The organism is Anaerofustis stercorihominis DSM 17244 (genome assembly GCF_000154825.1).
Taxonomy (GTDB): Bacteria; Bacillota; Clostridia; order Eubacteriales; family Anaerofustaceae; genus Anaerofustis; species Anaerofustis stercorihominis.
In genome coordinates, this window is record NZ_DS560019.1 from 972,501 (window position 1) to 997,859 (window position 25,359).

The 25,359-nt window shown below is 33.2% G+C and carries 20 protein-coding genes, 2 rRNA genes and 1 riboswitch (1 of these 23 cut by a window edge); of the genes, 12 read left to right on the plus strand and 10 right to left on the minus strand.

Going from position 1 to position 25,359, the window contains the following annotated elements; all coding sequences use genetic code 11:
- The 5 genes from ANASTE_RS09370 to ANASTE_RS09390 form a co-directional block, all read left to right on the plus strand.
- A 23S ribosomal RNA gene (locus ANASTE_RS09370) occupies positions 1-2,633 on the plus strand; it begins 228 nt to the left of the window's first position.
- Positions 2,634-2,716: 83 nt separating this feature from the next.
- A 5S ribosomal RNA gene (rrf, locus tag ANASTE_RS09375) occupies positions 2,717-2,833 on the plus strand.
- Positions 2,834-3,291: 458 nt separating this feature from the next.
- Positions 3,292-4,713 carry a L,D-transpeptidase family protein gene (locus ANASTE_RS09380; RefSeq protein ID WP_198004110.1) on the plus strand — a complete coding sequence of 474 codons (1,422 nt, stop codon included), beginning with the start codon at positions 3,292-3,294 and terminating at the stop codon, positions 4,711-4,713.
- A gap of 1,146 nt (positions 4,714-5,859) precedes the next feature.
- Positions 5,860-5,935, plus strand: a riboswitch (cyclic di-GMP riboswitch).
- Positions 5,936-5,989: 54 nt separating this feature from the next.
- A complete protein-coding gene (locus ANASTE_RS09385; RefSeq protein ID WP_007050777.1) occupies positions 5,990-7,210 on the plus strand; it encodes a hypothetical protein in 1,221 nt (406 codons plus the stop codon).
- 133 nt (positions 7,211-7,343) lie between these two features.
- Positions 7,344-8,378, plus strand: coding sequence for an alcohol dehydrogenase catalytic domain-containing protein (locus tag ANASTE_RS09390; RefSeq protein ID WP_007050778.1), 1,035 nt, complete (start codon positions 7,344-7,346; stop codon positions 8,376-8,378).
- Between the two features lie 43 nt (positions 8,379-8,421).
- On the opposite strand, the gene yyaC is transcribed toward ANASTE_RS09390, so the two are convergent.
- The 4 genes from yyaC to ANASTE_RS09410 form a co-directional block, all read right to left on the minus strand.
- Positions 8,422-8,976, minus strand: coding sequence for a spore protease YyaC (gene yyaC / locus ANASTE_RS09395; RefSeq protein WP_007050779.1), 555 nt, complete (start codon positions 8,974-8,976; stop codon positions 8,422-8,424).
- A 97-nt stretch (positions 8,977-9,073) separates the two neighbouring features.
- A complete protein-coding gene (locus ANASTE_RS09400) occupies positions 9,074-9,778 on the minus strand; it encodes a tRNA lysidine(34) synthetase (RefSeq protein WP_007050780.1) in 705 nt (234 codons plus the stop codon).
- Between the two features lie 23 nt (positions 9,779-9,801).
- Entirely contained in the window at positions 9,802-10,644 is an 843-nt protein-coding gene (locus ANASTE_RS09405; RefSeq protein ID WP_007050781.1) for an N-acetylmuramoyl-L-alanine amidase family protein, read from the minus strand.
- 62 nt (positions 10,645-10,706) lie between these two features.
- The gene (locus ANASTE_RS09410) at positions 10,707-12,290 is read right to left on the minus strand and encodes an ABC transporter permease (RefSeq protein WP_039945525.1); all 1,584 of its coding nucleotides are present in this window, start codon (positions 12,288-12,290) and stop codon (positions 10,707-10,709) included.
- A gap of 182 nt (positions 12,291-12,472) precedes the next feature.
- Here ANASTE_RS09410 and serS point away from each other — a divergent pair, with 182 nt between their 5' ends.
- From serS to ANASTE_RS09425, 3 genes are read left to right on the plus strand one after another with little or no spacing between them, the layout of a single operon-like run.
- Complete coding sequence (serS, locus tag ANASTE_RS09415) at positions 12,473-13,738, plus strand: serine--tRNA ligase (protein WP_007050783.1); 1,266 nt, start codon at positions 12,473-12,475, stop codon at positions 13,736-13,738.
- Positions 13,739-13,747: 9 nt separating this feature from the next.
- Positions 13,748-14,698: a hypothetical protein gene (locus ANASTE_RS09420; RefSeq protein ID WP_007050784.1), complete on the plus strand. Its 951-nt coding sequence runs from the start codon at positions 13,748-13,750 to the stop codon at positions 14,696-14,698.
- Between the two features lie 57 nt (positions 14,699-14,755).
- The gene (locus ANASTE_RS09425) at positions 14,756-15,613 is read left to right on the plus strand and encodes a S66 family peptidase (protein WP_007050785.1); all 858 of its coding nucleotides are present in this window, start codon (positions 14,756-14,758) and stop codon (positions 15,611-15,613) included.
- A gap of 54 nt (positions 15,614-15,667) precedes the next feature.
- Here ANASTE_RS09425 and ANASTE_RS09430 read toward each other — a convergent pair whose 3' ends face one another.
- The 3 genes from ANASTE_RS09430 to ANASTE_RS09440 form a co-directional block, all read right to left on the minus strand.
- Entirely contained in the window at positions 15,668-15,838 is a 171-nt protein-coding gene (locus ANASTE_RS09430) for a DUF362 domain-containing protein (protein WP_007050786.1), read from the minus strand.
- A 236-nt stretch (positions 15,839-16,074) separates the two neighbouring features.
- On the minus strand, positions 16,075-16,437 hold the full coding sequence (locus tag ANASTE_RS09435; protein ID WP_007050787.1) for a hypothetical protein: 363 nt from the start codon (positions 16,435-16,437) through the stop codon (positions 16,075-16,077).
- A gap of 75 nt (positions 16,438-16,512) precedes the next feature.
- Positions 16,513-17,130, minus strand: coding sequence for a manganese efflux pump (locus ANASTE_RS09440; protein WP_039945529.1), 618 nt, complete (start codon positions 17,128-17,130; stop codon positions 16,513-16,515).
- 145 nt (positions 17,131-17,275) lie between these two features.
- Between ANASTE_RS09440 and ANASTE_RS09445 the strand changes: the two genes are divergently transcribed.
- From ANASTE_RS09445 to ANASTE_RS09455, 3 genes are all read left to right on the plus strand, one after another.
- Positions 17,276-18,754, plus strand: coding sequence for a phosphohexomutase domain-containing protein (locus ANASTE_RS09445; protein WP_007050789.1), 1,479 nt, complete (start codon positions 17,276-17,278; stop codon positions 18,752-18,754).
- A gap of 104 nt (positions 18,755-18,858) precedes the next feature.
- The gene (locus tag ANASTE_RS09450; RefSeq protein WP_007050790.1) at positions 18,859-21,726 is read left to right on the plus strand and encodes a UPF0182 family membrane protein; all 2,868 of its coding nucleotides are present in this window, start codon (positions 18,859-18,861) and stop codon (positions 21,724-21,726) included.
- Between the two features lie 140 nt (positions 21,727-21,866).
- Positions 21,867-22,289 carry an arsenate reductase family protein gene (locus tag ANASTE_RS09455; RefSeq protein WP_007050791.1) on the plus strand — a complete coding sequence of 141 codons (423 nt, stop codon included), beginning with the start codon at positions 21,867-21,869 and terminating at the stop codon, positions 22,287-22,289.
- Here ANASTE_RS09455 and ANASTE_RS09460 read toward each other — a convergent pair.
- Positions 22,258-22,524, minus strand: coding sequence for a DUF6809 family protein (locus ANASTE_RS09460; RefSeq protein WP_007050792.1), 267 nt, complete (start codon positions 22,522-22,524; stop codon positions 22,258-22,260). The two genes, ANASTE_RS09455 and ANASTE_RS09460, sit on opposite strands and share 32 nt — an antisense overlap.
- Before the next feature lie 274 nt (positions 22,525-22,798).
- Here ANASTE_RS09460 and ANASTE_RS09465 point away from each other — a divergent pair, with 274 nt between their 5' ends.
- Positions 22,799-23,380: a DUF5662 family protein gene (locus tag ANASTE_RS09465; RefSeq protein ID WP_007050793.1), complete on the plus strand. Its 582-nt coding sequence runs from the start codon at positions 22,799-22,801 to the stop codon at positions 23,378-23,380.
- A gap of 102 nt (positions 23,381-23,482) precedes the next feature.
- Here ANASTE_RS09465 and pgsA read toward each other — a convergent pair whose 3' ends face one another.
- Both pgsA and rimO read right to left on the minus strand, forming a co-directional pair.
- Positions 23,483-24,022: a CDP-diacylglycerol--glycerol-3-phosphate 3-phosphatidyltransferase gene (gene pgsA / locus ANASTE_RS09470; RefSeq protein ID WP_007050794.1), complete on the minus strand. Its 540-nt coding sequence runs from the start codon at positions 24,020-24,022 to the stop codon at positions 23,483-23,485.
- The gene (gene rimO, locus ANASTE_RS09475; protein WP_039945531.1) at positions 24,022-25,356 is read right to left on the minus strand and encodes a 30S ribosomal protein S12 methylthiotransferase RimO; all 1,335 of its coding nucleotides are present in this window, start codon (positions 25,354-25,356) and stop codon (positions 24,022-24,024) included. The genes pgsA and rimO overlap by 1 nt, the downstream gene beginning before the upstream one ends.
- Positions 25,357-25,359: the final 3 nt, after the last annotated feature.

Consider the following 25,359-nt stretch of genomic DNA (forward strand, 5'->3'; position numbering starts at 1 on the left):
ATCGATTCTCCTAGTAGCGGCGAGCGAACGGGGAACAGCCCGCGTATTAAGATATATAGTGTTTAGCAGAAGTGTATGGGAAGGCACACCAAAGAAGGTTATAGTCCTGTAAGCGAAAAGCATTATATAGTTGATACGCCTTGCGAGTACCACGGGACACGTGAAACCCTGTGGGAATTTGGGAGGCCCACCTCCCAAGGCTAAATACTACTGGATGACCGATAGAGAATAGTACCGTGAGGGAAAGGTGAAAAGTACCCCGGGAGGGGAGTGAAATAGAACCTGAAACCTTATGCCTACAAGCAACCAGAGCGCAAGTGATGGTGTGCTTTTTGTAGAACGAGCCAGCGAGTTACGGTGTGTAGCGAGGTTAAGCTGTTAAGCAGCGAAGCCGTAGGGAAACCGAGTCTGAATAGGGCGAAAGTTGCATGCTGTAGACCCGAAACCGTGTGATCTACCCATGTCCAGAGTGAAGCGAAGGTAAAACTTCGTGGAGGCTCGAACCGGTGTCTGTGAAAAAGGCTCGGATGAGGTGTGGGTAGGGGAGAAATTCCAATCGAACACGGAGATAGCTGGTTCTCCCCGAAATAGCTTTAGGGCTAGCGTGTGACGATGAATAATGGAGGTAGAGCACTGAATTGGCTAGGGGGCGTCTTGCTTACTGAACCATATCAAACTCCGAATGCCATATATTTTAGTCATGCAGTCAGACTGTGAAAGATAAGTTCCATGGTCGAAAGGGAAACAGCCCAGACCTTCAGCTAAGGTCCCAAAATTCTGATTAAGTGGGAAAGGATGTATAATTGCTAAGACAGCCAGGACGTTGGCTTAGAAGCAGCCACTCATTTAAAGAGTGCGTAATAGCTCACTGGTCGAGTGATTATGCGCCGAAAATAACCGGGGCTAAAATCAGATACCGAAGCTAAGGATTAGTTTTACTAGTGGTAGGGGAGCATTGTGTAAAGGGTGAAGCCGAAACGTAAGTATCCGGTGGACGTTACACAAGAGAGAATGCTGGCATGAGTAGCGAGAGTATAGTGAGAATCTATACCATCGAAAACCTAAGGTTTCCCGGGCAAGGTTCGTCCCCCCGGGGTTAGTCGGGACCTAAGGCGAGGCCGAAAGGCGTAGTCGATGGACAACTGGTTGATATTCCAGTACCGAATATGTTTGTTTGAGAGATGGAGTGACACAGAAGGATAAGTTATCCCAGCTGTTGGATATGCTGGGTCAAGTAGTGAGGGTGTACGGTAGGCAAATCCGCCGTGCATAAGCCTGAGCTGTGATGAGTACCGAAATTTCAGTAGGGAAGTAACTGATTTCACGCTGGCAAGAAAAGCTTCTATCGAGAACATGTTCGCCCGTACCGTAAACCGACACAGGTAGGTGAGGAGAGAATCCTAAGATGAGCGAGAGAAGTGTTGTTAAGGAACTCGGCAAAATAACCCCGTAAGTTCGCGAGAAGGGGTCCCTGTGAGAGCAGGGCGCAGTGAAAAGGTCCAGGCGACTGTTTACCAAAAACACAGGTCTATGCAAAATCGAAAGATGAAGTATATGGGCTGACGCCTGCCCGGTGCTGGAAGGTTAAGGGGATCTGTTAGCGCAAGCGAAGCAGTGAACTTAAGCCCCAGTAAACGGCGGCCGTAACTATAACGGTCCTAAGGTAGCGAAATTCCTCGTCAGGTAAGTTCTGACCCGCACGAAAGGCGTAACGATCTGGACACTGTCTCGACAACACACTCGGTGAAATTGTAGTACCGGTAAAGATGCCGGTTACCCGCGACCGGACGGAAAGACCCCGTAGAGCTTTACTATAGCTTGGCACTGAATTTCGGTATTGTGTGTACAGGATAGGTGGGAGACTTAGAAACTAGGACGCCAGTCTTGGTGGAGTCGTCCTTTGGATACCACCCTTATAATGCTGGAATTCTAACCTGATACCGTAATCCGGTATAGGGACACTGTCAGGTGGGTAGTTTGACTGGGGCGGTCGCCTCCTAAAGAGTAGCGGAGGCGCCCAAAGGTTCCCTCAAAATGGTTGGAAACCATTTATTAGAGTGTAAAGGCAGAAGGGAGCTTGACTGCGAGACATACACGTCGAGCAGGTACGAAAGTAGGGCTTAGTGATCCGGCGGTTCCGAGTGGAAGGGCCGTCGCTTAACGGATAAAAGTTACCTCGGGGATAACAGGCTTATCTCCCCCAAGAGTCCACATCGACGGGGAGGTTTGGCACCTCGATGTCGGCTCGTCGCATCCTGGAGCTGAAGCAGGTTCCAAGGGTTGGGCTGTTCGCCCATTAAAGCGGCACGCGAGCTGGGTTCAGAACGTCGTGAGACAGTTCGGTCCCTATCCGTCGTGGGCGTAGGATACTTGAGAGGAGCTACCCCTAGTACGAGAGGACCGGGGCGGACTGACCTCTGGTGCACCGGTTGTCACGCCAGTGGCATAGCCGGGTAGCTAAGTCGGGACGGGATAAGCACTGAAGGCATCTAAGTGCGAAGCCCCCCTCAAGATTAGGTATCCCTTTCTTTATGAAGTAAGAGCCCTGATAGACTATCAGGTTGATAGGTCGCATGTGTAAGTGCAGTAATGTACTCAGCTGAGCGATACTAATTGCTCGAGGACTTGATCTAAAGATATAGGTACTTGTGGTTTAGAATCTTATGCAATTTATAATTATCTCTTAATGAAGAGTTAAAAATAAAATAGTTTAAATCCTCGTGATGATAGCGACGGTGTAACACCTGTAAACATACCGAACACAGAAGTTAAGCCCGTCCACGCCTATGGTACTTGTCTGGAGACGGACTGGGAGAGCGGGTAGTCGCGGGGTTTTTTTTATGCTTTTGTCAGCAGTCGCTCTAATAAAGCGGCTGCCTTTTTTATTTTTCTTTATTGTTGGTTTTTAAATGGAGTATTTTGTTTGTGTTACTAATTTTTTTCGTTCTGATTTATTAAATCTATTTTTTTATTTCTGTTGTTATTTTTTCTAGTTTGATGCATATATTGTTATGTATAACAAATATGATTTGATAAAACTGGGTATTTTTAAATTTAATAATTACTTTATTATTTTTTAATTGTTTTCCTTGTTTTAACTTTGTCGATTTATGGTATAATAAATCGAATATTTTTTAAATCTTATACTTAAATAATATTTAATCTATTTACAAGGTATTATTTATGAAAATTATAAAAAACCATCGAATACTTTTTATCGCAATAATACTTTTGATTGCTCTTATATTTTATATGTGTGCAAACAAAAATTATGAATCAAAAATTTTTCCTATGGGAACTAAGATAAATAATATTGATTGTTCCGGACTTACCGTAAATAAAGCGGAGAAAAAATTAACTAAGGAGTGGAATAAAAAGTCTTTTATTATTTTTGAGAGTAATGCAAAAGATACAAAAACAATCCCTTTGATTTGGGATATAAAAGGAATTAAAAGTAATAATGAGAAATTGTCCAAAGATATACTAAAACATAATTTAACTAATAATAAAGAAACTAAGGTATTGGCAGAATTATCCGGTTTAGGTATTACTTATGATATTAAGGATAAGCTTAACTCGGAACTGCATCCTAGTTTACTTAAATCTTTTTTAAGGAAAATACATATCATAAGCAATAATATTAGTGTATATATGGAAGTTAAAAAAGTTGATAAAACATTTGATAATCAATTTAATGACTTAAAAATATTTAAAGAATCGGATGATACAATAATCACTAAAAATGCATATATTGATTTGAATAGTGATAATTTTGATATTGTTAAAGAGGTTTATGGAAATAATATAGATAAAGAATTGGTAAAAAGTACGATCTTAGATAACATATCTAAAGGCGAATTTAATTTGTATTATTCTAAAAAAGAATTTTATGATAATCCGGAAGTTATCTCCACAAATAAATTACTTTTAGAAGAGCAGGAATATCTGAAAAATCTAGAGTTTCCTGAAATAACTTATAAAATATATGGTAATACGGTAAAAATTAAAAAACAACAAATTTTGAAGATGTATGGTATTACACAAAAGAGTTTAAGTAAAAAAATAAATATTGATGATTTAAAAGTAAATAAGAAAGCCGTAGAACAATATGTACATAAGTTAACAGAGAAGTATGATACTGCATGGTCAGACCATGAATTTAATTCTACCAAGCAAGGTAAGATCACGGTGAGCGGCGGAGATTATGGGTATTTTATAGATGAAGATGAAGAAACTTCAAAATTGATTTCTATATTAAAGAAAAAGAAAAGTGTTGTCAGAACACCTATATATTCTCAAAAAGGATATAAAAATGCCAATGATATAGGAGATACTTATGTAGAAATCGATTTGACATATCAAACATTATGGCTTTATAAAGACGGTGAAATGGTTACAAGTAGTCCTATTGTTACCGGCAGTGTTGCATCAGGTTTTGCTACACCTCCGGGAGTATACATCCTTAAATATAAAACTATGCATACTACTCTTAAAGGAAAGAATGCCGATGGTACCGACTATGAAAGTCCCGTTACATATTGGATGCCTTTTAACGGAGGAATAGGTATGCATGATGCTACTTGGAGAAGTACCTTTGGGGGAAGTATATATTTAAGCGGCGGAAGTCACGGATGTGTTAATATGCCTTATGAGAAAGCGGGAATAGTGTATAGGAATATAACAGCAGGATTTCCTATCGTAGTACATTATTAAATATATTATAAAACTAAAATCGATATATAATTAATTGATAATTTTATATCGATTTTTTATATGTTCTGGTATCTTTTTATTTATTTTTATAAGAAAACGAAAATAAAATACTCTATTTTTCTTTTCTTTGATTACTTATTAAAAAGTTTAAATAAATTTTTAATAAACACTTGAAAACGTATAGCATTTTGCATATAATATAAATATAGAAAACGTTAACAAGTCATGAAGGTCATGACAGCAACTAAAAGTTATTTGAAAAATAAAAAGTTGCATTTAATTTTATTTATATATTTCGATACTGTAAAGGAAGTAAAGAAATAATGGTTAAATAGATTTATTTAATATTTATTTATGATACCTGAAAAAAGCACTTAGAAATAATTAAGAGTAAAGATGTATAAGTTCATCGAAATTAAGAAAGGAAAAGTGGAAATTTAGGTATATGGAAAATATTAAAACTATATTTATTCAGAAGTATAGAAATCTAAAAGACTTAAATAAATTAAATATTGTGTAACGTTTAGGCTGAAAATCCAAAATGTATGGAGAAGAAAAAATAAAATGTTGAAATAAACATTATAAAAAATCTTTTCAAAATAAAGTACATGAAGGATTAATATAAGCGGATACATAGGAGGTAATATAAAAGGCACTAATAAAAAAGAGATTTGTAACAGGGCGGTAAGTGCGGGAGGCACAAAATAATTAATTATATATATGGAGACGAGTAAATCTCCAAAGAAGTAAGATTAAAAAATAGTTAATCGGAAGAATAGTTGGTTGTAAGAAAAATAAAACCTGTTATAAAAGAAAAATAGGATAGTAGTTAAATAAAAATTTATGCAATTGGGTAGTAAGTCGGAGGTGAAGATCGTAAAAGTAACCGAAGACCGAAGATATTGTAAGTAAAATGTTGGAATGTAGATAAAAAAACTACTATAAAATGCCAGATTATATTACGAAACTTGTTGAAGCTTATGAACGAGTGTTAAGTTACAGCTTAATACAAATCGAAAGAGGAACCGGAATAAACCGGTTCTTCTTTTTTATTAAACATCATAGTGGTTATAGGTTACATGATAATAAGTAATTTTATAAAAATAACTTTACAAGTAACCTGATTAGGTATATAATTAATATACAATTAAATATGGGCAAAACTGTGGAAACACAGTGACGCAAAACTATAGGGCCTGTAAAATGGCAGCCAGTTGCATTCAGTTCTAATAGAATTGTCTTACTAATTGAATTAATTTTGAATGAGGTAAGAAAAATGATTAGCAAGAATGACAAATGTTTAAAAAGTAAAAAAAGTATTGCGTTACTTCTGATTTTATTATTAATAGGTTTTGCTGTTGTATTTCCTAATTTTATGGGTAACAGCAAAGTAAGTGAAAATGTATCTATTGAAGATAATAAAACACCATTAGCATCAGGAGAAAATACAAGTAAGAGTACCTATGCCAATAATGGTTCAACATCTGATATGAACGTTGAATTTGTTAATAATAATGCTGTGGCAACATTGAATTCTGTAGGCAGAGTTTCTTTTAATAGCACTCTAAATACTGTAAAATCAGTATCTACTGAAAATAATAATGTTGTTAATCCTAATGTTATCGGTAACGATGTTATTGTACCTTCTGATTTAAATGAGGAAGAAGTACAACCTGAACAACCTTCTGACTCTGAACAAGAAGCAGTAGTACCATCCGAACCTGAACAACCGGAACTATCAGACAAAGAAGAAACACAACAACCTGAAGAACCTTCTAAACCTGCTTTGACAGCAAAAGACGGAATTGAATGGTTAGAAAAACAACTTAATACTAAAGGATCTGATTTGTATAATTATTTCCATGGCGGCAAAGGCGATACGTTTAATGGATCATTGGATTCAAACGGATATAATTTTGCACCAAATGAAAACGAAGCTTTATTAAAAGAATTTGGTTTAGATAATATGGATAGTATTACATATAGGATCTGGAAGGACAAATCAAACGGTCAATACAATATTTTCTGGGCAGACTGCGGAATCAAAAATAACGGTAACGGTGATTCTATCGAAAGTACTGTAACAAAATATAATACTAAGGATAAAGTATATATTGAAGGAACAGCTACAGTTACAGTTAAAAATGACGGTAAAGATAATTTATGTACTATAGACGGTTCCAGTTTTAAAGAAAAAGAAGCAACAAAAGAAGAAAAAGATATTAAATCTGTTAAAACTGTAAAAACTATAGGACAAGAAAATATCAATGAAGAAAAAACAGCTATAGAAAATGAAAAGAAAGCTGACACTGAACAAGTTACAAATGAAAATAATATTTCTGATAAAGAAGTAACGGAAGTTGAAAGTGTTAACGAAGACGCAAAAGTATCAGTTGAAAATGATACTGAAGAAACTATGACAGAAGAAACATCTGAACAAATAGAAAATGTTGTAGAAAACCAAAATGCTGATTTAGTTATTGCAGAAATGGAATAACCAAAATGAAAAGGCTTGGATTATATCCGGCCTTTTTTTGTTATAATACTTTTAAAGTAAAAAATAAAATTATAATTTTATATAATAAATATGATACAATATAAATAATAAATTTTGCTTTTGGGAGGAAATAATGAAAGCACTTGTATTAGAAGACAAAGAAAAAGTTGTTTATAAGGATGTTCCGAAACCGGAATGTCCAAAAGATGGTATCCTTTTAAAAATTGATGTAGTGGGACTTTGCGGTTCTGATGTAAGGACATATTCTTCAGGCGTAAACGGTCTTGATTTTCCATTTATTTTAGGTCATGAGAATATTGGAATAATCGAAGAAATTGGAGAAGACGTAGAAGGTTACAAAGTTGGGGAAAGAGTTATTGTAAATCCTGTAATTCCATGCGGAAATTGTTATTACTGCGAAAAAGGTATGCAGAATTTATGCAGTACAAGACTTACATATGGGCATCACTTGCATGGAGGATTTGCGGAGTATATGTTGATACCTGGAATAGGTGTTCAAAGAGGACAAATACTTAAAATCCCGGAAGGTGTTAAAAGTGAAGATATGGTCGTTGTTGAGTTATTATCAAGCGTAGTTAATTCACAGGAGCTTGTTAATGTTACTCTTGGGGATACCGTTGTAATAATCGGTGCGGGACCTTTAGGCTGTCTTCATAGCGAAATCGCAAGACTTAGAGGTGCTAAGAATATAATAATGGCGAACAGAAGCGAAGCAAGGCTTGAAAAAAGTAAGCCTTTCAGCGGCACTCATTTTGTAAATACATCTAAAGAAGATCTAAAAGAAAAAGTAATGGAAATCACCGATGGTATGGGAGCGGATGTCGTTATAAATGCTACTCCTGCATCAAAAACAATAGAAGACGGTATACATTTATTAAGAAAACAAGGAAAGCTTCTTATATTCGGAGGACTTCCAAAAGATAATCCAAATATTAATTTAGACGGAAACCTTCTTCATTACAGTGAAATACAAGTAATAGGTGGATTTTCCACTACGCCGGATAGTTTTAGAAAAGCTTTTGAAGTCGTTGCTAAAGGTATGATAAATGCCGAGCTTGTTTCTCACATCCTTCCGTTAAAGGATATGGAAAAAGGTGTAAAAATGCTTAAAAGCGGGGAAGCTTTAAAAGTCGTATTAAAACCATAATAAAAAAGACCTTTTGGTCTTTTTTATTTGATATATATTAAGTTCATTGCAGCACAGCCGAACTTACGCAGTAAGGAGAATCACTTAAAGCGATAAAAATAGAATTTGCAACGACTTTTGCCATTTCGTAGATATTGTTTAGCCTAAGTGTTGTAAGAGAATTTATTGCATCTTTTTCATTGTTGCTTACGACCAGTGTAAGTGAAATATCACCGCTTAGCGGTAATTTCTTCCCAAGGGCACTTCCCGGGAAAATTCCTTCATTGAGTAAAATGATATCTCCTATATTTCCTTTGCCCGAAATCATTGAATCTATTACGAATATAGGTTTGTCGGGATATTTGTTTTTTATTTCATCTAAAGTTTCTTTTATGTTTAGTGCATGTATAGGCTCTTTTATAGTTCCGTAGACAGGATTTTTTATATAATTATAACTTGTAAGCAAACTTCCTACTAAAGGCGCAAATGCGTCTCCTATACATTTATCGGTACCTATTAAAAGTAAAACACAATCTTTTTTTATATTCTTTTTTATTTCGTAAGACAGTTTATTTATAATGTCTTCATCTAAATAATTAAAAATTTCTTGTTTATCCACATTTACTCTCCATAAAAAATATACATTAATTATATTAATTAGTGTATAAACAATATGTAGATATTTGTATAAAATAAAAGTTTTAAATATTGTAGTATCAATGGATATCGTCTAAATTGTTCTTTATTGCAGTAAACATTCTTTCATCTACCATTGGGATTTGTTTTTTCAAATATTTCATCAGTTCTTTCATTTCTTCTCGTTTTGTAAATCCGTCTGCGGGACATCCGCTTTTTATAACTGGTATATTTTCTGTTTTAACCGCATGTATTATATCCTTTTCTTTTGCATATAATAGAGGTCTTATAGAGTATACTCCGGTCCTGTCTAAATATGTTACGGGCTTGAATGTATGGATTCTTCCTTCATAAAATAAACTTAAAAGAAAAGACTCAATGAAATCATCTCTATGATGTCCGTATGCAATTTTATTGCTCCCTATAGATAGTGCAGTTTCATTTAAAGCAGCTCTCTTCATTTTAGAACATAATGAGCATGGATTTTTTTCTTTTCTTTCATCGAATACTATTTTTGCGATATCAGTCTTTACTATTTTTAAAGGGATATCTAAATCACTGCAAAATACTCTTAGCTTTTCAAAGTCCATATTGTCAAAACCTACATCTATGCTTATTGCAGTCAGCTTGAATTTTACAGGAGAAAAGTACATAAAAGTCCTTAATGCCTTTAAAAGTATCATGCTGTCTTTTCCACCTGAAACCGCTACACATATATGTTCGTTTTCATTTATCATATTGTAATCCTGTACTGCTTTTCTTAAACATCCTAACGTTTTTCTCATAATTACTGTATTCCTTGATTTATTTAAAAATATTTATTTACACTTTTAACTATTTTATTTACTAGTTTATCTTGATTTTCTTCATTTTTTATTTGTTCTACTTCATTTTTATTGGATAAAAAACCGCATTCAATAAGTACGCCTGGGTAGTTTGCCATTCTGAGGACTCTAAAATTATTGTCTTTTACAGCATTTCTTTTACTTCCCACCAATGGGGTAATATAATCAAGTTTATTCATTTGGTCATTTAATATATTTGCAAATTTAATACTTTTTTTTGCGACTTCACAAGGTGATTTATCTTTGACGATTACACTGCTTCTGCCTTTTGATGTTTTTATTTTAGCTGCGTCTAAATAGTATACCGTCGTGATCCCGTTTTCCATAACTTCTTTTATAAAAGGATACTTGTGTCCATTCTCTTCAATATATATATCCTGATTATCGAGGTTAGCTTTATATGAAGAATAATAAATTGTATAGCCGCTTTTGTTATTTACAGTTCCTGTCGAGTCATGATGAATACTTATGAATAAGTCCGGCTTTATCCTGTTTGTTATTTTTGTTCTTTTGGTAAGGGATACTTCTTTTTCATCTTTTCCCGGTTCTCTTGTGAATTTTACTTTGTATCCTTCTTTTTTCAGTGCTTCGGCTAACTTTAATGTAACACTGTCATTCAGAGTATATTCAAATGTTTTCTCTTTGTCTATACCTGTCGCTCCTTTATCTGCTGATAACTTTCCTCCGTGTCCGGGATCCAAGAGAATTGTATATCTGCTTTTAGGAGAAAAATTTATAAGTAAAAGAATTACCAGTATAGACGTTATTATTATAAAAAATTTTTTCTTTTTTTTATATCTTTTCATGATTTTATCTTACCTCATAATAAACCCACAAAATGTTATATTTTGTGGGTTTATATAATGGTCTATAACTTATCGATCAAATCTGCTATTTTATCGAAATCATCTTCGGAGAACAATAAATCTACTTGGTCTTTTTCTTTTACGACGTCTTTGGATGTATCATTCTTAGTGTATTTTGATGTGTCTTTTTTATTTTTTATTTTCTCTAAATTTTTATTGTTATTATCATTGAGCATATTGATAATCTTTAATTCTTCTTTTGTAAATTCAGGTTTCTTTATCTCTTTTTGTTTTTTAGTTGAAGGACTCTTTATTTCTTCTTTTTTTATATCTTTGTTGTTTTTGATATTCTTGCTATTTTGCTTATTATTTATAGCTTTCTGGCTTTGTTTTTTTATAGGTTGCTTTTTAGGCTTTTCTTCGTTATTAACATTTATATCTGTTTTTAAAATATTATCACCGATTTTTTCTTCTGATATGTTTTTTCTTTTTATTTCTTTGTTTTTAGAAGTGATTTTCGCTTCATCATACATAGATTTAAGGAAATCATTTGCATTTTCTGTATCCAGTTTCTTGTCATCATTTATTAGAGGACTTGAAAGAAGTGCTTCCGATAATTTTTTATCCTTATTTTTTTGATTATTTGATTTATTTTCTTGTGTTTTAATAACTGCTTTTTGTTTTATATATGGATTTGTTCTTTTTCTTTTTTGTCCGATTTTTTTATATGTAGCTTCCAAAAGTTCCTTATCACTTAAATTCTTTTTCTTTCTTGGCTCTTCTTTTTGTTTTGCTTCGATTTCTTTTTTTGTTATATCATACATTTTTAGCATCAAATCATGTTCCTGCATGTCTACGATCTTGGAGCGTTCATTTAAAGATGTATGTATGGTTTTAATATTATCAAGGACGCCGTCCAATATTTCCTGCTGTTCGGATTTCTGTTTTTGTTTTATTGATAACTCTTTTTCTGCTTGTTTTTCCTTTTCGAGTTTTTCCAGTTCTTCCTGGATATTTAATTCTTTTAAAGAAAGAGTATGCTCAAAATTTTTTAATTCCTGTTCTTTTTTTCTTAATCTTTCTTCCATTTCTTTTAGTCTGTTTAAAGACTCTTCGGTTTGTTTTTGTTTTTCTTCCTGTTTTGCCTTATTTGCAAGTAACTCTTTTTTTATTTTATTTAGTTTCAACTCTTCTCTATAGTCAATAGGGTCATCGAATACTTGAGGAAGTGAAGACTGTTCCGTTTCTTCATCATCTTCATATATCTCCTCTACTTCAATTACGCTTAAAAGAAGAGAACGGGAAATAGTCTCTACGATTATATCTACCGTCAATGCGATCAACTGAAGATATGTAGAAACTCCTATTTTAAATATAAATCTAAGCAAAATAAAAACTAACAGGTTCGCGAAGGTAACGCTCCCTATTTCGAATATTATTCCTCTTGTTTCATCTTTATATAAACCGGCTATGAAATATATCAAAAGTTTAACTACAATAAGTAATGGGATATACTTTGGAAAAGCAGGGTCGATAGCTAAATTATTTGCGTTGAATACAGTGTTGCAAATAACATAAGTTATCGCCATAAAAAGTATGTCTATCATTACTAAAAATACTAATTTAACTATTTTTTTCGTATCCACTAACATCACCCTTATTAAATATCATTTCATTATATCACAAAGTAATGAAATACCCAAATATTAATTTTTTTTGCAATATGTATATAAAACTTCTTTTTTCCCTATTATAAAAGTATCCGGTTGACCTAATATAAAAAAAATATTATAATATAAGGTAAATTTGTGATTTGTTAGGAGATATTATGTTAGATATAAAAAGAATTAGAACGAATACCGAAGAAGTTAACGAACTTCTCAAAAGAAGAGGCGATTACAGTGTCGATAAAATAGTTGAGCTGGACGCCGAAAGAAGAGAATACTTGAAAAAAGCCGAAGAGGGTAAGGCTGAGCAAAATAAAGTATCTAAACAAATCCCTATAATGAAAAAAGAAGGAAAAGATGTCAGTGAGCTTTTAAAAGAAATGAAAGAGCTTTCCAGTGAAGTCAAAGAATATAATTCAAAAGTCGGTGAACTCGAAGAAAAGATAAGCGACTTGATTTTATCTATTCCAAATACTCCAAATAAAGATGTTACTGTAGGTAAAGATGAGAACGACAATAAAGAATTAATCAAAGTAGGTACTCCTAGGGAATTTGATTTTGAAGCAAAAGCACACTGGGACCTTGGTGTAGACCTTGGATTATTGGATTTTGAAAGAGCCGTTAAAATTTCCGGCGCGAGATTTTCAATGTTTACCGGTATGGGAGCGAAGCTTGAAAGAGCTCTTATTTCGTTCATGCTTGATACTCATACCATAGAAAATGATTATGTTGAGATTTCTCCTCCTTTCATGGTAAATAGGACATCAATGACAGGTACGGGACAGCTTCCTAAATTTGAAGAGGATGCTTTTAACATAAAAAATAATGATTATTTCTTGATTCCTACAGCGGAAGTTCCTGTTACAAATATCCATAGAGGTGAAATTTTAAACGAAGAGGATCTTCCTAAGTATTTCACGGCCTATACTCCATGCTTTAGAGCTGAAGCAGGTAGTGCGGGAAGAGATACGAGAGGGCTTATAAGAAATCATCAATTTGATAAAGTAGAATTGGTTAAGTTGGCTAAGCCGGATAACTCGTATGAAGAACTTGAAGACTTGACTTTAGAAGCAAGAAAAATATTGGATTTACTTGAAATCCCATACAGAGTTATAGAGCTTTGTACCGGAGACTTAGGTTTCTCTGCTGCTAAAACTTACGATATAGAAGTATGGCTTCCAAGCTATAATAGATATGTAGAAATTTCGTCTTGTTCCAATTTTGAAGATTATCAGGCAAGAAGGGCTAATATAAGATACAGAGATAAAGACGGGAACGTTAATTTTGTCCATACGTTAAACGGTTCGGCTTTGGCTGTCGGCAGGACTTTTGCGGCAGTTATCGAAAACTATCAAAATGCAGACGGAAGTGTAACCGTTCCTAAGGCTCTTAGAAGTTATCTGGGCGGAATGGAAGTAATAAAATAGGTTGAAAATATGGCGATAAAAAGAGTAAGAAAAATAGCAAAGAAACCAAGAAAAAAAGAAGATATATACGAAGAAGATTTTAATTTTGAAAATATAGAAAAAAATGACGACAATAATATAGATATTGATTACTCGGATAATGATATATTTAAGAATATAGATTTTGAAAAGCGGATTCAAGGTAATTCTAAAACAAATAAATCTGGATATGAATCTGAGCCAAAAGAAGATGAATATATAGAAGATAATAATGAAGAGCAAGAAGCGTTTTTTGAAGATGAAGAAGACGAAAGAGTTCCATTAAGAGAAGCTTTAAGATTTAAAATAACAGGCAAGACAATCGGTATATTTGTAGGCATTTTAATAGCTGCATTTGCTTTGGGTTTTACTTTGTCTAAGGTATTCCCGGGAGGAAAAGTATTTCATTCTGTAGTTAATTTGTCGGATGTTATAACAGACGGGAAAGTAGAATGTACCGTAAGCGATATCGTTGTAGCAGATACACTGTCTTCAGTTAAAGCTTCAAATGGAAATACATTCGTTTGTATATATTATGAATATAAAAATGTTTCTGATGCGGATCTAAAATGGGAGCAGCTCCCTTTTACTACTCTCGGAGGATATGATACCGATAAACCTGGGCTTACACCTGATTATGAGCTTAGCAATGAGAGCGTAAATAAAGACGCATTGAGGGAATATTCATATATAATGGGTGTTGACTTAAGAGATGACTTAGATCCTTTAAAACCGGGGCAAAGCCGTGATGATGTAGATGTTTATGAAATAAAAAAATCTGAATTGGTAAAAAAGAAAATATATCTAACTTTTGATATCTACGATAAAGCCATAAAAGTAGAAGAAGGGCTAAGTACTCTTCCTAGTCTTAAAGAAACGATTAAAGAAAATAAGCAGGAAATAAAAAAAGAGCAGCAAAAAGCTCAGATAACAAGTAATTAAGAAAGATTAACGAGATAATGGTTATATAAATTATCTCGTTTTTTAATAGGTTATTGTATGTTTAATAAAAATGATAAAATTGGGATAGTTGCATGTTCGAATGCAATAAATATAAAAAAGAAAAAAGAAATAGATGAGCTTATATCTATTTTAAAAAATATTGGGCTGATACCGATACTCAGCAATAATATATTTTCTGATAACTCTATTTTTTGCGGCAGCGGCATGGAAAAAGCAAAGTCCTTAATGGATTTCTATAATGATAAAGAAATAAAAGCTATATTTGATATTTCCGGAGGAGATATTGCTAATAAAATCCTTGATTTTTTGGATTATGAGGTTATTAAAAATAATATTAAACCTTTCTTTGGTTACAGTGATTTGACAACTGTGATAAATGCACTTTATAAGAAGGTCGGTGCAGTAAGTTATTTATATCAAGTCAGAAATTTTGTTTCTGAATTTAAAGAAAAACAAACAAGGGATTTTTATGAGTCCTTTTTCCTTTGTAAAAATAATTTATTTGATTTTAAATATAAATTTATTAAAGGAGATGTAATTCAAGGTATAGTCATCGGCGGGAATATAAGGTGTTTGCTTAAACTAGCAGGAACGGAATACCTCCCGGATTTTCAAAACAAAGTTTTGTTCCTTGAGAGCAGGAGCGGGAATGAAGATGTGATGACTTCTTATTTAAATCAGTTAAATCAAATGGGTGTATTTGATAAAATTAACGGAGTTATACTCGGAAGGTTTTCACAAATGGAAAGTAAGGTAAAACCTAAAGTGGAAGATATTGTTTTAAAAATTACGAGTGATAAAGATATTCCTATTGTTAAGACCAGTGATATAGGTCATAATAAAGATTCAAAATGTATGATTATAGGAAAAGAAATATGTTTAAAAGATAAATAAAAAAGAAGGTTTTAAAACCTTCTTTTTTTATGTACTTATGTACTTATTTGAATCTTATTCAGGTTGAGCTGCTCCTGTTGGGCAAGCGCCTGCACAAGCTCCACAATCGATACATGTAGCAGCATCGATTTCGTATTTTCCATCTCCTTCAGAAATTGCTCCAACTGGGCATTCACCGGCGCAAGCGCCACAAGAGATACATTCATCAGTAATTACATGTGCCATGTCTTTACTACCTCCATAATATTTGTTTGTTATAATATAACACTTTTATGGTTTTATTGCAATAGAAATCTATTTAAAAGTACATGCAAAATATTACATTATGGATATGATAAATTAGCTGAAAGTCTTTATATATTGGCATTTAAATGTGGTGATAAAGGTAAAATTAATAATGATTTTTATTATTATTTTTTATGTTTCTATGTAAAGGGAGCAGTAATTGCTCCCTTATGATACTATCTTTTTACATCATCAAAAAAGTAGATAAGTTTTCCTCTATTTGTATTTGCTACTCTGCAGTTGCATTTTTCTTTGCATTTACAGCATGAGCAAGAGCTTCTGTTTTGTGAACTTGCTGCTGCAAGATCTGTGCCTCTAGGACCATTACAAGCACAAGAAGATCTTCTGGGTTCTATATTTCCGCATCCACAGCCGCAGCCGTTTCTTGATTCATTGTTTCTTGAAGATCCGTTGTTACATCCGCAAGATCTTCTAGGTTCTATATTGCAAGAGCCTGAACCGCAACCGTTTCTTGATTCATTATTTCTCAACGATTCATTATTACATCCGCAAGAAGATGTTCTATTTGAATAACTCATTATTAATTCTACCACCTTTACTATATTACTGCTTTCGATATATAATATGAAATTTTTATATTTGTGTTACCTGTTTTACATTATTTTTGTAAATGCCAGTATTATTAGTAAAACTCCGCTGAACCAGCTTAGATTGGTCTTTATTATATCATTAAGTTTCCCTCCGAGCCTAAAGCCTAAAAATACCAGTGAAATACATATAATGAAGGCTAAAACAAATATAATAGAGACATTAGTAAAAGGAAAGGATAACCCTGCACATAGTGAATCCATTGAACCGAGCCCTCCGATTAAAAGAGCCTCTTTCATATCCAAGTCTTTTGATTTGTCTATATCCGCTTTTGTTTCATCTATAAACACATCTATCAAAAGATGATATCCTTCTATATTAAGACTTATATTTTTATTTAGTACTTGCATTTTCTTTAAATAATTTTTTATTGCAGTAGAAAAAATATTGTAGCTTCCTATTATTATAAGTACAAAAAAGCTTAGCATATTGAAAAGATGAACAGGTATTATATTCGATAATATATTGGATAGAAGGATCGATACACTGAGAGACACTGCACTTCCAAGCGCTATTATTATGGCTCCGGGGATTTTGACCTTGATATTATTGGAGCCGAATGATGAGCTTATAAGGAATGTGTCCATACTGAGGGCAACAATTAAAAGTAATAGCTTAAACAATTTTATTCCTCCTTATACTTTGTCATACTTATAATATGAATAAAATCCGAAGTCTGTGATTGAAATTAAAATATTGTTAAAATGTATAAAAAATAAATATTTTGTGGTATATTTAACTTAATATTAATTTATTTAGGAGGAATAAATGGATTTAAGAAAATTACAAAACGGTTCTGATGTAAGGGGTATTGCTCTGGAAGGAATTAAAGGCGAAAATGTAAATTTAACGAATGAAGCGAGTTATAAAATATCAAAGGCATTTGTAAAATGGCTTAAAAAGAGATTAAATAAAGACAATATTAAAATTACTATCGGAAGAGATTCGAGATTATCCGGTCCTGATTTAGCAGAGAGCGTAATGAAAGGACTTAGCAGTGAAGATAACGTAGAGGTCGTTTACTTTGATTTATGTACGACTCCGGCTATGTTCATGAGCTGTGTCAATGGAGAAGTAAATGCGGACGGTGCCATTATGATTACCGCAAGTCATCTTCCTTTTAACAGGAACGGACTTAAATTCTTTACCAAAGACGGTGGTGCGGAAAAAGAAGATATCAAAGCTATTTTGGAAATAGCTAATGAAATGGAATACTCTGAAAATGAAGCAAAATATCAGACACTTGATTTTTTAAGTATGTATGCAAGTAACCTTGTAAAGATAATAAGAGAAAAGACAGGTGAAGAAAGACCTTTTGAAGGTAAAAAAATAATCGTTGATGCCGGAAACGGTGCAGGAGGATTTTTTGCTCATAAAGTACTTGATGTTTTGGGCGCTGATACAAGGGGAAGCGTATATTTAGAACCTGACGGAAAATTCCCGAACCATGTTCCAAACCCGGAACTTAAAGATGTAATGGATAGTTTTTCCGAAGTTGTAGTAAAGGAAAAAGCCGATTTGGGGATTATTTTTGATACGGATGTTGACAGAGCTGCCGCAGTCGATAAGAGCGGAGAAGAAATAAGCAGGAATAAGCTTGTTGCATTGATGGCAAGTATTTGCCTTCAAGAAGCTAAGGGAAGCTACATCGTAACGGATAGCGTTACAAGCAGCGGCTTAAAAGAGTTTATCGAAGAAAAAGGCGGAGTTCATCACAGATTTAAAAGAGGATATAAAAATGTTATAAACGAGGGTATAAGACTTAATAAAGACGGAAAAGAATGTTTGCTTGCAATAGAAACAAGCGGACACTGTGCTTTGAGGGAAAACTATTTCTTGGATGACGGTGCTTATATGGTTGTAAAAATTTTAATTAAGTTTTATGACCTTGCAAAAGAAGGTAAGACATTTGCGGATCTGATAGGTTCTTTAAAAGAGCCGAAGGAAGAAGCAGAACTGCGAGCTACATTCTTGGCTGCCGATTTTAAGGACTACGGAGCGAAATTACTCGAAGATTTTAAAGTATATGTAAAAGAAGAAATGAAAGGCGCAAGCTTTGAAGAACCTAATTTTGAAGGTGTCAGAGTAAATGTGGAAAGAGACGGTATAAAGGGCTGGGTACTTTTAAGACTTTCACTTCATGACCCTGTTCTTCCTATAAATATCGAATCGGAAAGTGAAGGCGGAGTTGAAAATATAAAGAAGGAAATTCTTGCTTTCCTAGATAAATATGAAGTAAAATTATAAAAATATATAATAAGTTGCATTGATAAGAACACCTTATTGATGCAACTTTACTATAATATATAAAAGTGTACTCATTTAGTATATGATAAATTCAGAGGAAATATATGAAATTTAAAAATGTGATTGACGGCGAATTCGAAGAAGTAAAAGACGATGGCTATCAAAGGAGAAAAGAACAAAAAACAAGAAGCGAAAAAAGAGAAAAGAAACCCAAAGAACATAAAAAAAGAAAACCGATAAAAGGAAAAAAAGCAGTATTTTCTGTTATAGGTATCATAGCTGTTCTTTTAGGATTTCTTTATATAATCAATGATTATTATATAGAATATTTATGGTTTAAAGAAGTCAGTTATTTGGATGTTTTCTTTAAAGGGATCACTGCAAAGCTTACTCTCGGAATACCATTCTTTATTATAATGCTTATAATCTCTTTGTCTTATTTTAATTTCCTATTTAGTGTTATAAGAAAAGGCTATAACAAAGTAGGGAGTTTTGGAAATAAGGTTAAAGTAGTAATATCGGTTGTTTACTCTATAGTGGTAAGCGGAGCATTTATATATAAGCTATGGTATAAATTCCTTGAATTTAAGAATGCTGTTCCTTTTAATCAGGCAGATAGTTTATTTGGTAAAGATATATCTTTTTATGTGTTTAAACTTCCGTTCTTTACTGCATTAATAAAGCTGTTATTTGCTTCTGTTACTTTACTGTTTGTCATTACTCTTCTTATTTTTATAATACTTAGAGTTACGGGAAACAGAGAAATATATATAGAAAAAGAACATGGAGTTACGAGAGAAGAAAGACTTAATTTCTTTATGAAGATATGGGATTTTATAAAAGTTCCATGCAGTATATTCGTTTGTGTTCTCTTTATACTGGGAAGTATATACAGTTACTTATCAATGTTTGATGTATTATATTCTTCTTCGGGAATAGTTTACGGGGCTACTTACAGTGATGTGACGATAACGGTAAATATGTATAAATTCTTTACGGGACTTTGTGCTCTTTTAGCCGTTATATCTCTAATATTTGGGCTAAGGAATAAATTAAAGCCTATAATAATCGGTGCCCTTATTATTCCTATAGTATATTTCTCGTTGGGCGGTATCAAGGTATTGGTCGAAAATTATATAGTGATCCCAAATGAATATGCAAAAGAGCAGAAGTATATCGAGAATAATATAAAGATGACGAGAAAAGCATATAACATTGACGAAGTAGAGGTTAAAAGATTTGAGGGCAATAATGATTTAACGGCTAAGGATATTGCAAATAACTCCATTACTGTCGGCAATATCCCTATAAATGATTTTGAACCTACTCTTGATGTTTACAATTCTCTTCAAAGTTTCAGGTCTTACTATTCTTTCAAAGATGTGGATATAGACAGGTATACTTTGGATAAGGTCGCAACGCAAGTATTTATTTCCGTTAGAGAAATGGATCCGTCGAGTAAAGAAAATGCAAGGACTTGGGTCAATAAACACCAGAAATATACTCATGGTTTCGGTACTGTAGTTTCTCCTGTTACGGAAATAAACGAATCCGGTCAGCCGGTGCTTATTCAAAAAGATATCCCGCCAAGTACGGCTTATGAGGAGTTAAAGATAGACGAACCAAGAGTATATTACGGAGAATCAAGTGATGATTATGTAATCGTAAATACGAAGAGTAAAGAATTTGACTATCCTGAAGGTAATAACAACGTAGAAAATAAGTATACGGGAAGCGGGGGAATAAAGCTTTCCCTTTATAACAGACTTGCGTTCTCTGTAAGCAATATGAGCAGCAGGCTACTATTTTCTTCCGACATAACAGGAGAAAGTAAGATATTGATGCGCAGACAAGTGGCGGAAAGAGTCACGACCATTGCTCCTTTCCTTACTTATGATAAGGACCCTTATATAGTAAATTCAAACGGGAAGCTATACTGGATAATGGATGCTTTTACAAAAACAAATAAATATCCTTATTCCACACCTTCAAAGTTTGAAGACGGAACGAAGTTTAACTATATCAGGAATTCCATTAAAGTAGTCGTGGACGCTTATAACGGAACTGTTAATTTTTATCAGGTAGACAAAAATGACCCGATAGCCTCTACTTATGCAAAGATTTATCCGGGTTTTATCAAGCCTATAGAGCAAATGGATAAGACTTTGAAAGAACATTTAAGATACTCGGAAGTGTTATTCAACATTCAAAGCGAGATGTATGAAAATTATCATATGACAAATCCTCAGGTGTTCTACAACAAAGAAGACCAGTGGCAGGTAGCTAAACAATTTTACGGAACCAAGAAAGAAGCTGTTGATGTAAACAGTTCCTATCTTATAATGAAACTTCCCGATAGAGATAAGGAAGAATTTATAATAATGGCTCCGTTTACTCCTAAAAACAAGAATAATATGGTTGCATGGATGGGCGGAATATGTGACGGAGAAGATTATGGTAAATTAAAGGTTTATCAGCTTCCTAAGCAAAAGTTAGTTTACGGTCCGATGCAGATAGAGCAAAGGATAGATCAGGATACGACCATAGCGCCTCAGCTCAACTTGTTGTCTCAGGTAAGCAGTGAGGTGTCAAGGGGCAATATGCTTACTATCCCTATTGAGGACAGTATACTTTATGTTGAACCTATTTATGTAAAATCAAGCACCGACCAAATGGCTCTTCCTGAAGTTAAAGAAGTTATAGTTGCATACGGAAATAAAATCGTTATGAGGGATTCTTTGACCGAAGCGATAAATGCAATATTTAATCTTGGTGAAGGGGGAGACGGTGTCACGGGGATAGTTGATGATGCTGTGGATAAAGCAACAAAAGACAATTCCAAGTCCGACCTTGAGAAAAAATCAAGAGAACTTCTGACTAAAGCAAAAGAAGCTCAGGCAAGAGGGGATACAAAAGCATATACAAAATATATGAGTGAACTTGAAAAAGTATTGGATCAAATAAGCGAATAATATCATATAAATATATTATATTAAAAAAAGATAGCTGTATCAGCTATCTTTTTTGTTATTTTCTGAAATTTAAAATAAAATAAAAACATTTACAACAAAAAATCAACAAATTTGGTATAATGTAAAAAAGGAGGAAGAAAATGAAATATTTATTTATAGAATATCCAAAATGCTCAACTTGCAAAAAAGCAAAAAAATGGCTAAATGACAATAATATTGAATTTGAAGACAGACACATAATTGAAAACAACCCTACAAAGGAAGAACTTAAAAAATGGTTTAGGGTAAGCGGACTTCCCATAAAAAGATTTTTTAATACAAGCGGCATGAAATACAGAGAACTCGGTCTTAAAGATAAGATACCAAATATGAACGAAGATGAAATGTTTGAACTACTCTCAACGGACGGTATGCTGGTAAAAAGACCCATAATAGTTGCGGAAGACTTTATTCTCACAGGATTTAAAGAAAAAGAATGGGAAGAAAAAATTAAAAAAATAAAAGGAATTTATCCTTTTATTTTTTTATTATCTAGTCTTTATAAACTTCGGCAGTCATTTTAACTCCAAGCTTATATCCCGATATAAAATATTCCCTAAGTTCTAGAGGATATGCTTTTATCCATCTTTCCATGATACTATAAAATTCATTTTGCATTTCTCCGTCAAGCTTACTTAAAAACTCATCTTCACTCTTCGTTTTCTCTCTAAGCTCCGTCTCATACTCTTTCGTAAACGATACAACATCCATTGAAGGATTTATATTTCCCTCATATAAATCTTTTAAAATATCACACATATTTACCTCCTTAAATATATAAATGAAATTTTATTTTTAACATTTTTCTTTTAAAAGCATAATATATAAAATAAACATTTAAATGTAATAATTTATATTTTTATTATATCAATAGGTCAACTTTTGCTCAATAAAATAGCATAAATAGGTCACTTTTTAGTCATCAAAGTTACATATGTAAACAAATAAAGAAAAAGTAAACTTTTAGTATGGATTTTCTTATGAATATTTTGTTATACTATATAAATAGATTTACACTTAAAGGAGACCTAAGATGAATAAGTTTTTTGGACATTTATGTACAATTAACAGACACAAAATGTATGTACTAAAAACCTGCTTCAAAGCGGGATTATATAAACAAGGACTGCTTCACGATATGTCTAAATATTCTACCATCGAGTTTTTATCGGGAGTCAAATATTATCAGGGAGGAAACAGAAGCCCCATAAGCAAAGAAAAAGAAGTAAAGGGATATGCACCAGGCTGGCTTCATCACAAAGGAAAAAACAGACATCATTTTGAATACTGGATTGACTTTGCGAAAAATCCTCACGACGGCTTGATTGGGATCAAAATGCCCAAAAGATATGTTGCGGAAATGGTTATAGATAGGATAAGTGCTTCAAAAAACTACTTGGGTGATAAATATACACCTGTAGAACCTTTAAAATATTGGCTTAACGGAAAAGATTTTTATGTAATAGACAAAGACAGCGAATTTTTAACAGACTATTTACTTACGATGTTGAGCGAAAAGGGTGAAGAGGAACTACTCCATTTTATAAAATATACTTTAATGAAAAATAAAGACGGTGATTATCACGAAGAAGAGGGAAAACTTATTTTGGATTAATCATTATATTTTAATAAATAGGGGCGCGGAATCTGACGAAGTCAGGCGTAGTGCCCCGAAACAAAAAAAAGAGCATATTCAAATGCTCTTTTTATTTATATATTATTCTTTCACATTAAACAAATTCTTATTTAATATCAAATAATTTACACCTGATACTATTGTAAGGATCAATGCAGCGTACATAAGAACGATCGATACAGTGTATATTGTTTCACTCAAACCGGAAAAATGCATAAGTACCAACGCTATCATCTGTGTCGTAGTTTTAAGTTTTCCTATTTTATCCGCAGCAATAACAACGCCGTTTGAAGCAGCAAGAGTTCTAAGTCCCGTAACAATAAATTCTCTTGCAAGTATAGTTATTACTACCCATGCAGGAATAAAATTGATTTCTACAAAACAAAGCATAGCTGCCATTACAAGCAATTTATCAGCAAGAGGATCGACAAATTTACCAAAATCCGTTACCATATTGCACTTTCTCGCTATTTGTCCGTCCACAAAATCCGATATAGACGCTATAATAAACACTATACCCGCAATCAAATAATTATTTGGTATATTAGTCATTATCATCAAAACAACATAAACAGGTATCATTATAACTCTAAAAAGAGTTATTTTATTTGCTAAGTTCATTATTTGGTCCTTCCTATCAAATCATATTCCATTGAATCTTCTATAACTATATCATAAAAATTACCTATTTCAAGGGGTTTATCTGCATAAACATAAACTTCGCCGTCAATTTCGGGACAGTCCATATAACTTCTGCCTATATAAACATTATCTTCATCTTCGACTTTTTCTTCTATAAGTACTTCTAATGTTTTATCCAAATAACTCTCCATCAACTCTTCAGAAACATCTTCCTGAGCAGACATAAGTTCCATATATCTTTCATCTTTTATTTCTTCACTTACTTGATTATCCATATCATAAGCAGGAGTCCCTTCTTCCCTTGAATATTTGAAAAAACCGACCCTGTCGAGCTGATACAATTTAATAAATTCCAAAAGCTCTTTATGATTTTCTTCCGTTTCCCCGGGAAATGCGGTTATAAAGGTAGAACGTATTTTTATACCATTGACTTTACTCCTGAGTTTTCTGATCAATGTAAGTATATCTTCTTTAGAAGTCTTTCTTCCCATCTTTTTAAGTATATTATCATTTATATGCTGAAGAGGCATGTCGATATACTTAAGAACCTTATCCAGATTGACAAATTTATCGATAAGTTCATCGGAAACAGTTTCCGGATATATATACAGAACTCTTATCCAATGAATACTTTCTATCTTATTTAATTCTTCCAATAACTCGGGAAGTTTTCTCTCTCCATATAAATCAGTTCCATATTCTCCCACATCCTGTGCAATTAAGATAAGTTCCTTAACTCCTCTGTCTGCAAGTCTTTTTGCTTCTGAAACTATATCTTCTATTTTTCTGCTTCTTTGTTTACCTCTTATACTCGGTATTACACAGTAAGTACAGTGTTTGTCACAGCCTTCGGATACTTTTAAATAAGCAAAGTGCGACGGAGTTGTCAAAGTCCTGTCTGTTTCAAAAATAGGACAATCAATGTTATCCACTTTAACTATAACTTCGTCACTTTCTTCGGTTTCCATGCTTTTTATAATTTTATCCATATTATAGAATTCGCCTGTCCCGACAAAGGCATCTACTTCGGGGATTTCTTCTTTTAAATCTTTTGAATACCTCTGAGCAAGACATCCCGTTACTATTATCTTTACTTCACTTCTGTCTTTTTTTACTAAAGTTGCCTCTAATATGGAATTTATACTTTCTTCCATAGCATCATGTATAAAAGTACAAGTGTTTATTATTATGTAATCACTTACAGTAGCATCATCTACTATTTCATATCCCTGCTTACTTAACAGATACATTATATTCTCGCTGTCAACAGTATTCTTGGGACAACCTAAAGTCAAAACAAAAACTTTCTTCATATT

Bases quoted from the DNA above. Each gene is read 5' to 3' on its own strand.
- ANASTE_RS09380 (WP_198004110.1), top strand. From the start codon at position 3,292: ATGGGAACTAAGATAAATAATATTGATTGTTCCGGACTTACCGTAAAT.
- ANASTE_RS09385 (WP_007050777.1), top strand. From the start codon at position 5,990: ATGATTAGCAAGAATGACAAATGTTTAAAAAGTAAAAAAAGTATTGCG.
- ANASTE_RS09390 (WP_007050778.1), top strand. From the start codon at position 7,344: ATGAAAGCACTTGTATTAGAAGACAAAGAAAAAGTTGTTTATAAGGAT.
- ANASTE_RS09400 (WP_007050780.1), bottom strand. From the start codon at position 9,778: ATGAGAAAAACGTTAGGATGTTTAAGAAAAGCAGTACAGGATTACAAT.
- ANASTE_RS09405 (WP_007050781.1), bottom strand. From the start codon at position 10,644: ATGAAAAGATATAAAAAAAAGAAAAAATTTTTTATAATAATAACGTCT.
- serS (WP_007050783.1), top strand. From the start codon at position 12,473: ATGTTAGATATAAAAAGAATTAGAACGAATACCGAAGAAGTTAACGAA.
- ANASTE_RS09420 (WP_007050784.1), top strand. From the start codon at position 13,748: ATGGCGATAAAAAGAGTAAGAAAAATAGCAAAGAAACCAAGAAAAAAA.
- ANASTE_RS09425 (WP_007050785.1), top strand. From the start codon at position 14,756: ATGTTTAATAAAAATGATAAAATTGGGATAGTTGCATGTTCGAATGCA.
- ANASTE_RS09430 (WP_007050786.1), bottom strand. From the start codon at position 15,838: ATGGCACATGTAATTACTGATGAATGTATCTCTTGTGGCGCTTGCGCC.
- ANASTE_RS09435 (WP_007050787.1), bottom strand. From the start codon at position 16,437: ATGAGTTATTCAAATAGAACATCTTCTTGCGGATGTAATAATGAATCG.
- ANASTE_RS09445 (WP_007050789.1), top strand. From the start codon at position 17,276: ATGGATTTAAGAAAATTACAAAACGGTTCTGATGTAAGGGGTATTGCT.
- ANASTE_RS09450 (WP_007050790.1), top strand. From the start codon at position 18,859: ATGAAATTTAAAAATGTGATTGACGGCGAATTCGAAGAAGTAAAAGAC.
- ANASTE_RS09455 (WP_007050791.1), top strand. From the start codon at position 21,867: ATGAAATATTTATTTATAGAATATCCAAAATGCTCAACTTGCAAAAAA.
- ANASTE_RS09460 (WP_007050792.1), bottom strand. From the start codon at position 22,524: ATGTGTGATATTTTAAAAGATTTATATGAGGGAAATATAAATCCTTCA.
- ANASTE_RS09465 (WP_007050793.1), top strand. From the start codon at position 22,799: ATGAATAAGTTTTTTGGACATTTATGTACAATTAACAGACACAAAATG.
- pgsA (WP_007050794.1), bottom strand. From the start codon at position 24,022: ATGAACTTAGCAAATAAAATAACTCTTTTTAGAGTTATAATGATACCT.
- rimO (WP_039945531.1), bottom strand. From the start codon at position 25,356: ATGAAGAAAGTTTTTGTTTTGACTTTAGGTTGTCCCAAGAATACTGTT.